10 protein-coding genes and 1 pseudogene are annotated in these 12,327 nt (G+C 72.1%); 4 read left to right on the top strand and 7 right to left on the bottom strand.

Annotated elements, in window-relative coordinates:
- From Q9S36_RS47120 to Q9S36_RS47105, 4 genes and pseudogenes are all read left to right on the top strand, one after another.
- Positions 1-640, top strand: a pseudogene (locus Q9S36_RS47120) (HNH endonuclease signature motif containing protein); the annotation flags it as partial.
- A gap of 281 nt (positions 641-921) precedes the next feature.
- Entirely contained in the window at positions 922-1,893 is a 972-nt protein-coding gene (locus Q9S36_RS47115) for a helix-turn-helix domain-containing protein (protein WP_311291642.1), read from the top strand.
- 42 nt (positions 1,894-1,935) lie between these two features.
- Positions 1,936-2,550 (top strand): GrpB family protein, encoded by a 615-nt coding sequence (locus Q9S36_RS47110; protein ID WP_311291641.1) that lies wholly within the window; start codon positions 1,936-1,938, stop codon positions 2,548-2,550.
- A gap of 69 nt (positions 2,551-2,619) precedes the next feature.
- Positions 2,620-2,841 (top strand): hypothetical protein, encoded by a 222-nt coding sequence (locus Q9S36_RS47105; RefSeq protein WP_311291640.1) that lies wholly within the window; start codon positions 2,620-2,622, stop codon positions 2,839-2,841.
- A 4-nt stretch (positions 2,842-2,845) separates the two neighbouring features.
- Here the strand turns inward: Q9S36_RS47105 and Q9S36_RS47100 are convergent, their stop codons facing one another.
- From Q9S36_RS47100 to Q9S36_RS47070, 7 genes are all read right to left on the bottom strand, one after another.
- Positions 2,846-3,172, bottom strand: a complete 327-nt coding sequence (locus Q9S36_RS47100; protein WP_311291639.1) for a hypothetical protein — start codon at positions 3,170-3,172, stop codon at positions 2,846-2,848.
- The gene (gene guaA, locus Q9S36_RS47095; RefSeq protein ID WP_311291638.1) at positions 3,169-4,746 is read right to left on the bottom strand and encodes a glutamine-hydrolyzing GMP synthase; all 1,578 of its coding nucleotides are present in this window, start codon (positions 4,744-4,746) and stop codon (positions 3,169-3,171) included. The genes Q9S36_RS47100 and guaA overlap by 4 nt, the downstream gene beginning before the upstream one ends.
- A gap of 221 nt (positions 4,747-4,967) precedes the next feature.
- Positions 4,968-6,674 carry a GMC family oxidoreductase gene (locus Q9S36_RS47090; protein WP_311291637.1) on the bottom strand — a complete coding sequence of 569 codons (1,707 nt, stop codon included), beginning with the start codon at positions 6,672-6,674 and terminating at the stop codon, positions 4,968-4,970.
- A gap of 1 nt (position 6,675) precedes the next feature.
- Positions 6,676-8,292 (bottom strand): succinic semialdehyde dehydrogenase, encoded by a 1,617-nt coding sequence (locus Q9S36_RS47085; RefSeq protein WP_311291636.1) that lies wholly within the window; start codon positions 8,290-8,292, stop codon positions 6,676-6,678.
- 104 nt (positions 8,293-8,396) lie between these two features.
- The gene (locus tag Q9S36_RS47080; RefSeq protein ID WP_311291634.1) at positions 8,397-10,121 is read right to left on the bottom strand and encodes a glycerol-3-phosphate dehydrogenase/oxidase; all 1,725 of its coding nucleotides are present in this window, start codon (positions 10,119-10,121) and stop codon (positions 8,397-8,399) included.
- A gap of 45 nt (positions 10,122-10,166) precedes the next feature.
- Positions 10,167-11,276: a GuaB3 family IMP dehydrogenase-related protein gene (locus Q9S36_RS47075; RefSeq protein WP_311291633.1), complete on the bottom strand. Its 1,110-nt coding sequence runs from the start codon at positions 11,274-11,276 to the stop codon at positions 10,167-10,169.
- 24 nt (positions 11,277-11,300) lie between these two features.
- The gene (locus Q9S36_RS47070) at positions 11,301-12,224 is read right to left on the bottom strand and encodes an L-lactate dehydrogenase (protein WP_311291632.1); all 924 of its coding nucleotides are present in this window, start codon (positions 12,222-12,224) and stop codon (positions 11,301-11,303) included.
- Positions 12,225-12,327: the final 103 nt, after the last annotated feature.

The following is a 12,327-nucleotide window of genomic DNA, read 5'->3' as shown; positions in this document are numbered from 1 at the left end:
GCGCCGGGCCAAGGCGCTGGGTGACCTGGCCCGCACCCAGACCGCCCTCGACCTCCTGACCGGGGGTCCGGCACCGGACCGCTCGGGCAACCTGCCGGCCGCCCGCGAGGTGGTGATCCACGCCCACTTCGACGCAGCAACGATCAGCGACACGACGGTGTTCGGTCCGACGGGCTGGATGGAGGAGGGCCAGCGGCTGGTCCTGCTCGACCAGGTGCAGGCCTGGTGCGGCGACACCCACACCAAGGTGACCATCAAGCCCGTCATCGACCTCAACGCCGAGCAGACCGCACCCGGCTACGCCATCCCCGACCGGATCCGCGAACAGGTGATCCTGCGCGATCGCACGTGCGTGTTCCCGTGGTGCAGTCGACCCGCCAGACGAGCCGACGTCGACCACATCGTGAAGTACGACCACCACGCCGACGCCGAGGGCCGACCACAACCCGGCCCAACGGCGACATCGAACCTGGCGTGCCTGTGCCGCAGCCATCACCGGTTGAAGACCCACACCGCCTGGCACTACCGGATGCTCACACCCGGGGTGTTCGAGTGGACCAGCCCGCACGGCCACCACTACCGACGCGACCACACCGGCACCAGCCCGATCGACGCGGCCCCGCCACCCGGGCGACCATGACCCCGCCCCACACCCCGCCAGTCCCCACGACGGCGGGGCCACAGCCACGCCACGGGCGCAAAGGCGTAGCCAGGCGTCGTGCCACGCCCAGCCGATGACCCACGGTGACCGGCGTCGCGCCTGAACCACACCTGGCTGTCGCGGCGCACGTTCGACCATCGGCGGCCTCGGGCCCGCTGACCGTTTGCGGTCGCGAACGAGGGCAGATGCCCCGATCTGGGTTACAGTCGACGGAGACTCAAGACGTCGGGTCGTCCGCACTCTCCCTTTGCGAGGTGCTCGTGCCCCACAGGGTCTCCCGAGGTCGCCCGGTCGACGGCTTCGACTTCGAGGGCGACGGCGACGACGCGCGTGAGTGGCTCGACACGTCGTACGGCACGTCGCTCGGCCTGAACGGCGAGATGGGCACCGTCCGCCACCACCGGCGTACCCGCGGCGCGGTGGCCTTCGACCGGCTGCGCATCGAGTCGCCGGTCAGGTTCGACGCGGAGGCCATGCCGACCCTGGTGGTCGTCGACGTGCTGGCCGGCGAGGTGGAGTACACGCGCAGGTCCATCAACGACCGTGCACGCCGCGGCAGCACGGTGCTGGCCTCCGGGTGGGGCATGCCGTTCACCGGGGGCGGCAACGGCTATGACGTGCGGAACACCAGCATCACCGTCGAGGCGTTGACGGCCGCGATCGCCGACCTCGACCCGGACAGGACCGCTGCCGACGTGAGCTTCTCCAGCTTCGTGCCGCGCTCGCGCGCCGCCGCCGCCCAGTGGCGCGCCGTCGTCGACCAGCTCGATGCCCTCCCCGACGTGGACGACCACGGGATGGCGGACGCAGAGCTGTCCCGGCTCCTCGCGCACACCTTGCTCACCACCTTCGACAACAACATCGTCCGCGGGCAGGCGAGCCGCGCGGCCGACACACGCGACGCCACCCACGCCACCGTGCGGCGCGCCCAGCACGTGATCGACGACCGCGCCCACGACGACCTCTCGATGTCCGACCTCGCGCGCGAGTGCGCGGTCACGCCGCGCGCGCTGCAGTACGCCTTCCGCCGGCACCTCGACTGCACGCCCAGCGACTACCTCAAGCAGGTCCGGCTCGACCTGGTGCACCAGGTCCTGACCGACGGCTCGGAGCCGACGGTGGGCGAGGCGGCCACCCGCTTCGGCTTCTTCAACCCCGGTCGCTTCGCCTCCGAGTACCGCCGGATGTTCGGCGAGAACCCGCGCGAGACCCTGGCGCGGCGCACCTCCTGACGGGACGCCGCACCGGGACGGCACCTGTGGTGTGATCTGCACGTGCCGTCGCCCGAGGAGATCGTCCGCCACCACGACGCCGGCGAGGTGGTCCACGTCGGCGCCCACCCGACCGGCTACGTCATGCGAATCGTCGAGCACGACCCGACCTGGTCGCAGCGCTACGCCGAGCTCGAGCGCCAGATCTCCTCGGTGCTGGGCGAGCGGCTCCTCGCCATCCAGCACATCGGCTCGACGTCGGTGCCGGGTCTCCCGGCGAAGCCGATCATCGACGTCGACGTCGCCGTTGCCGACCCCGTGGACGAGGCGGCGTACGCCCCGGCGCTGGAGTCGATCGGCCTCGTGCACTGGCTCACCGAGCCCGACTGGCACCAGCACCGGCTGTTCAAGCTCCTGGCCGAGCCGCGCGTGCACGTGCACGTCTTCGGTCCGGACTGCCCCGAGATGGTCCGGCACCGGCTGTTCCGCGACTGGCTGGTCGACCACCCGGAGGACCGGGAGACGTACGCCGCCGCCAAGCGATCCGCGCTCGCGAGCATGGAGGCGACGGGCGACGACCACGGCGCGCTCGGCTTCGGGATGCGCTACAACGCCATCAAGGAGCCCATCGTGCGCGACATCTACGACCGCATCTTCAGGGCCACCGGCCTGCTGTGACCGCCCAAAATCGGGCAGATCCACGGCACGACCGCACATTCTCCCGCGGCCTCGGCGCACCCTCGGACCATGACAGGGGTCCAGGTCGAACGAGCGCCGTGGGTCAGCGTGCTGGGGAGCATCGCCGACGACTTCGCCGCGCGCGCCCTGGCCCAGGAGCTCTTCCGCGACCGCGCGCGTCCGGGCACGGGTGTGCACCACCTGCACGCGCACTCGGCGACGCTGTGGCGCCAGGCCGAGAGCAGCCTCCGTGCCCGCATCGAGGAGCTCGAGCTCGGGTCGTCCGGCTAGCGGCTCAGAGCCCGAGGACCGTCGCGCACACGAGGTAGGTCCGGGCGACCACGTCCGGCTCCTCCAGCCCCGACGGGTCCTCGGTCGCGGCGACCGAGCTGGCCCTCAGCGCGGCCGCGGGGTCGACGTCGGTCAGGTCGGCAGCGAGGCGACGTACGACGACCGCGGCGTCCGCGTCGGACAACGCGTCGAGCGCCAGGCTGTCGTGCAGCATGGTCGCGGCCTCGCGCATGAGCTCGCGCGCGGTCTCGGGGTCGACCTCGGGCCGTGCCGCTGCCGCGCTCGAGGCAGCCGCCTCGAACTTGGCGAGCAGCAGGTCGTGGGTGCTCACTCCCACTCGATCGTGCCCGGCGGCTTCGAGGTGATGTCGAGGGTGACCCGGTTGACCTCGGCCACCTCGTTGGTGATGCGGGTCGAGATCCGCTCCATCACGTCGTACGGCAGCCGCGCCCAGTCGGCGGTCATCGCGTCCTCGGAGGTGACCGGACGGATCACGACGGGGTGGCCGTAGGTCCGCCCGTCGCCCTGGACGCCGACGGAGCGGACGTCGGCGAGCAGCACCACCGGCATCTGCCAGATGTCGCGGTCCAGCCCGGCACGGGTGAGCTCCTGGCGCGCGATGGCGTCGGCGCGGCGCAGGATGTCGAGCCGGTCCGCGGTCACCTCGCCGATGATCCGGATGCCGAGGCCCGGGCCGGGGAACGGCTGGCGCCACACCATCTCGGCCGGCAGGCCGAGCTGCTCGCCGACGAGGCGCACCTCGTCCTTGAAGAGCGTGCGCAGCGGCTCCACGAGCTCGAACTCGAGGTCCTCCGGCAGGCCGCCGACGTTGTGGTGCGACTTGATGTTGGAGGTGCCGGCACCACCGCCGGACTCCACGACGTCGGGGTAGAGCGTGCCCTGCACCAGGAAGCCGACCTTCTCGCCCTGGTCGGCTGCCTCGCCCAGCACCTCGACCTCGGCGGCCTCGAAGGCGCGGATGAACTCGCGCCCGATGATCTTGCGCTTCTCCTCCGGGTCGCTCACCCCGGACAGCGCGGCGAGGAAGGTGTCGCGGGCGTCGTAGACGTGGAGGTTCACGCCCGTCGCGGCGACGAAGTCGCGCTCGACCTGCTCGGCCTCGCCCTCGCGCAGCAGGCCGTGGTCGACGAAGACGCAGTGCAGCCGGTCGCCGATCGCGCGCTGCACGATGGCGGCCGCGACCGCGGAGTCGACGCCGCCCGACAGCCCACAGATGGCCAGGCCGCTGTCACCGATCTGGTCGCGCACCCGCTCGATCTGCTCCTCGGCGATGTTGAGCATCGTCCAGGTCTGGCGGGCACCGGCGATGTGGTGCAGGAAGTGCTCGAGCACCTTCTGCCCGTGCTCGGAGTGCAGCACCTCGGGGTGCCACTGCACGCCGGCGAGGCCGCGCCCCACGTCCTCGAACGCCGCGACCGGGGTGTCCTCGGTCGAGGCGAGGACCGTGAAGCCCTCCGGGGCCTTGGCGACGGAGTCGCCGTGGGACATCCACACGCGGTGCTCGGCGGGGATCCCCTGGAGGAGGGTGCCCGGCTCGGAGACGGTGACCGGCGTGCGGCCGTACTCCCGGGCGCCGGTGTGGGCGACCTCGCCCCCCATCCCGGCCGCCATCAGCTGGAAGCCGTAGCACATGCCGAAGACCGGCACCCCGGCCGTGAAGACGTGGTCGTCGATGCCGGGCGCGCCCTCGGCGTACACGCTCGAGGGGCCACCGGACAGGATGATCGCCTTCGGGTTGCGCGCCAGCATGTCCGCGACCGGCATCGTGTGCGGCACGATCTCGGAGTAGACCCGCGCCTCGCGCACGCGCCGCGCGATCAGCTGGGCGTACTGCGCGCCGAAGTCGACGACGAGGACCAGGTCGTGCTCTGCAGGCTGCGTCACGAGCGGAGTCTATCGAGCGCTTCGACCCCGGAAACGCACCAGGGCCCGGTCGGGGAGGGAGGGTTGACCGGGCCCTGATGCTTGGACATCCCAGCCGCTGCGAGCAGCGTCCGAGAAAGAGGAGCCCGACCCTTGGGAGGGAGCATGACTGCCGGACCCCTCACCCGGCCCAACGAACCCTGTGGGGGGTGGTTACGGCCCGTGGGGGTGAATTTCGCGGGTCAGCCGACCTCGACGATCGGCAGCCGGAGCGCGCCGGGCGCAGCGTCGGGCACGACCGGGTTCTTCGGCTCGACCGGGGCCAGCCGGCGGTAGGCCGAGCCCAGCGCCGGCCGCGGGTCGGCCTCCCCCTTGTTGGGCCAGAAGGCCATGGCCCGCTCGGCCTGGGCGGTGATCGTCAGCGACGGGTTCACGCCGAGGTTGGCCGAGATGGCGGACCCGTCCACGACGTGCAGGCCCTCGTGGCCGTAGAGGCGCTGCCACGGGTCGACGACGCCGGTCTCCGGGGAGTCGCCGATCGTGCAGCCGCCGATGAAGTGGGCGGTCATCGGCCGGTTGAACGGCTCACCGATCGTGCCGCCCGGGACGCCGCCGATGTGGGCTGCGACGCGGCGCACCGCGTCGTACGCGATGGGGATGTACGTCGGGTTGGGCGCGCCGTGTCCCTGCTTGCTGGTCATCCGCCACCCGAACCGGCCGCGCACGCCGACGGTGGTGATCGAGTTGTCGAGCGTCTGCATCACCAGCGCGATGACCGCGCGCTCGGACCAGTGCTTGAGGTCGTAGAGGCTGAGCGCCGCGCGCCGCTGGCCCCACAGCTCGCGCAGCCACGTGCGGACCCGCGAGGTGCCGGGCACGTCGTCGGCCAGCACGGTCTGCAGCAGCGCCATCGCGTTGGAGCCCTTGCCGTAGCGGACCGGCTCGACGTGGGTGACGTCGTCGGGGTGGAAGGAGGAGGTGATCGCCACGCCGCGGGTGTAGTCGACGGACCGGTCCCCCGCCACGGCGCCGAGGATCGCCTCGGAGTTGGTGCGGGTCAGCACGCCGAGCCGGTCGCTGACGTGGGGCAGGTCGCCCTCGCCCTTGAGCTGGTGGAGCAGCTTCTGCGTGCCGAGCGCCGCCGCGGAGAACACGACCTGGTCGGCGGTGAAGGTCTTCGTGGCCGTGCGGCGCGACAGCTTGGCCTTGGTCCAGCGCGCGGTCACCTCGTAGCCGCCGCCGGCGCGGGGTCGCACGCGCGTGACGGTGGTGAGCGGGTGGACGACCGCGCCGGCCTGCTCGGCGAGGTGGAGGTAGTTCTTGACCAGGGTGTTCTTGGCGTTGTGACGGCACCCGGTCATGCACTCGCCACAGTTGAGGCAGGCGTTGCGGGCCGGGCCGACACCCCCGAAGAAGGGGTCCTCGACCCGCTCACCGCCCTGCGCGTCGGGACCGCCGAAGAAGACCCCGACGGGCGTGGGGTGGAAGGTGTCGCCGACGCCCATGTCCTCGGCGACCTGCTTCATCACCTCGTCGGACGGCGTGTGGAGCGGGTTCTGGACGACGCCGAGCATCCGCTTGGCCTGGTCGTAGTAGGGCGCGAGCTCGCTCTTCCAGTCGGTGATCCGGGCCCACGACGGGTCGCGGTAGAACGCGTCGAGCGGCTCGTAGAGGGTGTTGGCGTAGACGAGCGACCCACCGCCGACGCCGGCCCCGGCGAGGATCACGCAGTCCTTGACCATGTCGATGCGCTGGATGCCGTACATGCCCGCGGCCGGCGCGAACAGCCACCGCTTGGCGTCGAACGACGTCGCCGGGAAGTCGCCGTCATCGAAGCGTGCGCCCGCCTCGAGCACTCCCACGGTGTAGCCCTTCTCGGTCAGGCGCAGCGCCGACACCGAGCCACCGAAGCCGGAGCCGATGACCAGCACGTCGTAGTGGGTGCCCATGTCAGGCCCGGCCGAGCTTGTTGAGCAGCCGCAGCGAGGCGGTGAGCACCTTCGCGTTGGTCTCCTCCGACATCCCGAACATCGGGGCGATCGGCACCAGGCGCTGGGTCGCGACCGACTGCGCCTCGGTGTAGCGGTGGATGCCCTCCGCGCCCTGCCGTCGGCCCATGCCCGACTCGCGCATGCCGCCCATCGGGGCGCCGAGCGAGCCGAACGTGGCGCCGTAGGCCTCGTTGACGTTGACCGTGCCGCACCGGACGCGGCGGGCGAGGGCGCGCCCGCGTGCCGCGTCGCGGGTGTAGATCGAGGCGTTGAGGCCGTACTGGCCGTCGTTGGCGCGCTCGACGGCCTCGTCCTCGCTGTGGAAGCGGTAGAGCGAGACGACCGGACCGAAGGTCTCCTTGCCGAAGCACTCCATGTCGGCCGAGACGCCCTCGAGGATCGTCGGCTCGAAGACGAACGGGCCGAGGTCGGGGCGGTGCTTGCCGCCCGTCAGCACGGTCGCACCCTTCGCCACGGCGTCCTCGACGTGCGCGGTGACCGTGTCGAGCTGCGCCTGCGAGATGAGCGAGCCCATGTCGACCGACCAGTCGTGGCTCGCCCCCAGCGTCATGGCCTGCGTGCGCGAGACGAACGCGTCGACGAACCGGTCGTAGACCTGGTCGGCGATGAATAGGCGCTCCATCGACACGCAGAGCTGGCCAGCGTTGGAGAACACGGCTCGTACGGCGCCCTCCGCCGCGCGGTGCACGTCGGCGTCGCGCAGGACGAGCATCGGGTTCTTCCCGCCCAGCTCGAGGGAGCAGCCGATCAGGCGGTCGGCGCAGCCGCGGGCGATCGTGCGGCCGGTGGCCGTCGAGCCGGTGAAGCAGACGTAGTCGGCGTGCGCGACGATGGCGCCACCGACCTCGGGCCCGGGACCGGCGACCACCTGCCAGAGCTCGGGCGGGAAGCCCGCCTCGTCGAGCAGCTGGGCCGCGAGCAGCGCGGTGAGCATCGTCTGCGCGTCGGGCTTGGCGACGACCGCGTTGCCGGCGAGGAGGGCGGGGAGCCCGTCGCACAGCGCCATGGTGAGCGGGTAGTTCCACGGCGAGATGATCCCGACGACGCCCTTGGGCACCCGGTGGACCTCGGCCCGGGTGAGGACCGGGAACATGCCGCCGACCCGCTGGGTGTCGAGGTGCTCGTGGGCGGTGCGAGCGTAGTAGCGCGCGGTCAGCGCGACGTGGGCGACCTCGAGGTAGGCGTCCTTGCGCGCCTTGCCGGACTCCCAGACGACGAGGTCGATGAGCTCGTCCTGGCGGTCGAGCAGCAGGTCGTGGAGGCGGAGCAGCGCGGCGGCGCGCTCGTCGAGCGGGGTCGCGGCCCAGGCGGACTGCGCACGACGGGCCCGCGCGAACGCCTCGGCCACGTCGGCCGGGCCCGACTGGGGGACGTGCGCGAGCGGGGTGCCGCCGATCGGGGACGACACGGCGTGCGTCTCACCGGTCGTGCTGACCACGCGCCGCGTCAGCCCGGCGACGTACGAGCGGTCGAGGCCGTAGGTGGCCGTGGCGTCGTGCTCGGGGTCCGCGGGTCCGTCGGTGACGGGACCGGAGGTGGGGGTCTGCTCGCTCATCCTCGCAGCGTAGGTCGCCGTCACCGCCGTTGCTACCGGTTGGTCACTTCATCCCAGCATTCGACATTCGGGCCGGATTTGTCCAACCCCGTGGGCGAGGGCCCTCACGCCTGGACGATGTCCGGGGCCTTCACCCTCGCCTCGTCGGCCTCCTGGTCGGTCGGCATCAGCTGGCTCTGGCGCTCGGCCTCGACCCGGCGCAGGTAGTGGTCGACCTCGTCGTCGCGCTGCGCGTCGTCCCACCCGAGCGCCTCGGCCATCAGCTCGGCGGCGGGGCGCGCCGCGGTGATGCCGCGGTCGGGGGTCTCGATCGACACGCGCGTGCGCCTGGCCAGGACGTCGTCGAGGTGGCGGGCGCCCTCGTGGGTGACGGCGTAGAGCACCTCGGCACGCAGGTAGTGCTCGGCGCCGGGCAGCGGCTCGCCGAGCTCGGGGCGCCGGTGGATCAGCGCGAGCACCTCGTCGACGAGGCCGCCGTAGCGGCCGAGCAGGTGGTCGACCACTCCGATGTCGAGGCCGGACGAGCGGCTCAGCGCGACCCGCTGGTTGGTGCGCGCCTCGAAGCCCCATGCCCCCATCAGCGGCACCCGGTCGGTGATGGAGGCCGGCGCGTGCTCCACGTCGCGGAGCGCGTGGTCGACCGCGTCCTTCGCCATGACCCGGTACGTCGTCAGCTTGCCGCCGGCGACCAGCACGAGGCCGGGCACGGGGTTGGCGACGGTGTGCTCACGGGAGAGCTTGGTGGTCTCCCCGCCGTTGTTCTCGCCCTGCTTCTTCACCGCCTTGAGCAGCGGGCGGAGGCCGGCGTACACGCCGACGACGTCGCGGTGGTCGAGCGGGTCCTTGAGCAGCTGGTTGACGTGGCCGAGGAGGTAGTCGATGTCGGTCCGGCTGGCCGCGGGGTGGGCGAGGTCGAGGTCCCAGGGCGTGTCGGTGGTGCCGATGATCCAGAACTGGCCCCACGGGATCACGAACAGGACCGACTTCTCGGTCTTGGTGATGAAGCCGCACTCCGACCTGATCCGATCGCGCGGCACCACGACGTGGATGCCCTTGCTGGCGTCGACGTCGAGCTGCGCCTCGCCGCCGACCAGCTCCTGGACCTCGTCGGTCCACACCCCGGCGGCGTTGATGACCACGCGCGCGCGGATCTCGAGGTCGCGCTGGCCCTCGAGGTCGCGCGCGTTGACACCCACGACCCGGTCGCCCTCGCGCAGGAACCCGGTGACCTTGGTGCGGGTGGCGACGTGGGCCCCGTTGTTGGCGGCCGTGCGGGCGATGGTCATCACCAGGCGGGCGTCGTCGACCTGGCAGTCGTAGTAGCGGATCGCGCCGTGCAGGCCGTCGGTCCTGATGTCGGGGGCCATGCGGGCGAGCTGCTTGCGGAAGACGTGCTTGTGCTTGGGCACGCCCATGTCGAACTTGCCGGTCATCGCCATGCCGTCGTAGAGGGCGATGCCCGCGCCGACGTAGGGCCGCTCCCACGCGTGCTGGAGCGGGTAGAGGAACGGCACGGGGCGGACGAGGTGGGGCGCGAGCCGGGTGAGCAGCAGGCCGCGCTCCTCCAGCGCCTCCTTGACCAGCGCGAAGTCGAGCATCTCGAGGTAGCGCAGGCCACCGTGGACCAGCTTGGAGGAGCGCGAGGACGTGCCGGAGGCGAGGTCGCGCTGCTCGACCAGGCCGACCTTCAGGCCCCGGGTCACCGCGTCCAGCGCGGCGCCCGCGCCCACGATCCCGCCGCCGACGACGAGGACGTCGAGCTCGCCGGAGCCGAGCTGCTGGAGGGCGTCAGCCCGCTGGTCGGCGTCGAGGGCCCTGGCAAGCGTCATGGGGCCATCCTCCCAGCCGGGCGAAGCGGCCGACGACCGCGCGGCTCAGTGCTGGACGACGACCTCGATGCGCTGGAACTCCTTGACCTCGGTGTAGCCGGTGGTGGCCATCGCGCGACGGAGCGCGCCGACGAGGTTCATGGTGCCGTCGGCGACGGTGGAGGGGCCGAACATGATCTCGTGCAGCGTGCCGACGGGCGCGAACTCGACGCGCTCGCCGCGCGGCAGCTCGGAGTGCGTGGCCTCGCTGCCCCAGTGGAAGCCGCGCCCCGGGGCCTCGGTGGCGCGGGCCAGGGGCGAGCCGATCATCACCGCGTCGGCGCCGCAGGCGATCGCCTTGGCGATGTCGCCGGAGCTGCCGATGGAGCCGTCGGCGATCACGTGGACGTAGCGCCCGCCGGACTCGTCGAGGTAGTCGCGGCGGGCGGCGGCGACGTCGGCGACGGCACTGGCCATGGGTACGGCGACGCCCAGCACGGTGCGGGTCGTGTGGGCCGCTCCGCCACCGAAGCCGACGAGCACGCCGGCCGCGCCGGTGCGCATGAGGTGGAGGGCGGCCTGGTAGGTCGCGCAGCCGCCGACGATCACGGGGACGTCGAGCTCGTAGATGAACTCCTTGAGGTTCAGCGGCTCGGACTGGGTGCTGACGTGCTCGGCGCTCACGGTCGTGCCGCGGATGACGAACATGTCGACGCCGGCGTCGACGACCGCCTTGACGTGGTCCTTGGTGCGCTGGGGGGAGAGCGAGCCGGCGACCGTGACCCCGGCCGCACGCATCTCCTTGAGCCGGGCGGTGATCAGCTCGGGCTTGATCGGCTCGGTGTAGATCTCCTGCATCCGGCGGGTCGCCTCGGCGCCGGTGAGCCCGGCGACCTCCTCCAGCAGGCCGGTCGGGTCGTCGTACCGGGTCCAGAGGCCCTCGAGGTTCAGCACGCCGAGCCCGCCCATCTGGCCGAGCGCGATCGCGGTGGACGGCGACATGACCGAGTCCATCGGCGCCGCCACCACCGGGATGTCGAAGCGGTAGGCGTCGATCTGCCAGGCGGTGCTGACCTCCTCGGGGTCGCGGGTGCGCCGTGAGGGCACGATCGCGATGTCGTCGAAGGAGTACGCCCGACGGCCGCGCTTGGCGCGCCCGATCTCGATCTCGGTCATGGTCGAGAGCCTATCGGCGCCGGGTCAGAAGCCGAGGTCGCGGGCGGTGGTGCGGATCCGGTCGGCGCTGGCGCGCAGCCCGGCGAGCTCCGTGTCGCTCATCGGCACCTCGAGGCGGCGCTCGGCCCCGTCCGCGCCGACGACCGTCGGCACGGAGAGGCAGACGTCGCCGATGCCGTGGTAGTCGTCGAGGAGGGTGGAGACCGGCAGCACCCGCTTCTCGTCGCGCAGCACCGCCTCGATGATCCGGCTGCCGGAGACGCCGATCGCGTAGTTGGTGGCACCCTTGCCCTTGATGATCTCGTAGGCGGCGCCCACGACCTCGGCGGCCATCGCGTCCCGCTCGTCGGTGGGCAGCAGCTCGGTGACCGGCACGCCGCCGATGCTCGCACTGCTCCACAGCGGGATCTCGCTGTCGCCGTGCTCGCCGACCACGTAGGCGTGGACGTTCTGCACCGCCACGCCGCAGCGGGCGGCGACCAGCCCGCGCAGCCGCGCCGAGTCGAGCACGGTGCCGGAGCCGAAGAGCTGCTCGGTGCCGAGCCCGGTCAGCTTCTGGGCGGCGTAGGTCACCACGTCGACGGGGTTGGTGACCATCACGAAGCGTGCGTCGGGCGCCGCCTCGACGAGCGCGGGCATGAGGGAGCGGAGCATGCTCGTGGTGGAGGCGGCGAGGTCGAGCCTGGTCTGCCCGGGCTGCTGCTTGGCACCCGCAGTCACCGCGACGACCTGCGCCCCCGCGCAGACCGACACGTCGGCCGAGCCCTCGACGTGGGCGGTCGGCAGGAACTGCAGGCCCTGACGCAGGTCGAGCTCCTCGGCGCGCACCTTGGCGGCGTCGACGTCGTGGAGGGCGACGGTGGTGGCGACGCCGCGCACGAGGCACGCGTAGGCGAGGGTCGAGCCGACGGCGCCGGCACCGACGATGGCGATCTTGGCGGAGGTCACGCTCCATCGTGGCAGCCGCCGCCCGCCGAGGACAGGTGCCGTCCCGACACGCCGGCGCCTCGGCAACAGGTGGTGCACATGTTGGCAAAGACACCACGCGGCC

Source organism: Microbacterium sp. ARD31, assembly GCF_031844425.1.
Note: the sequence above shows the minus strand (reverse complement) of the source record. Positions and strands in the feature narration are given on the sequence as shown.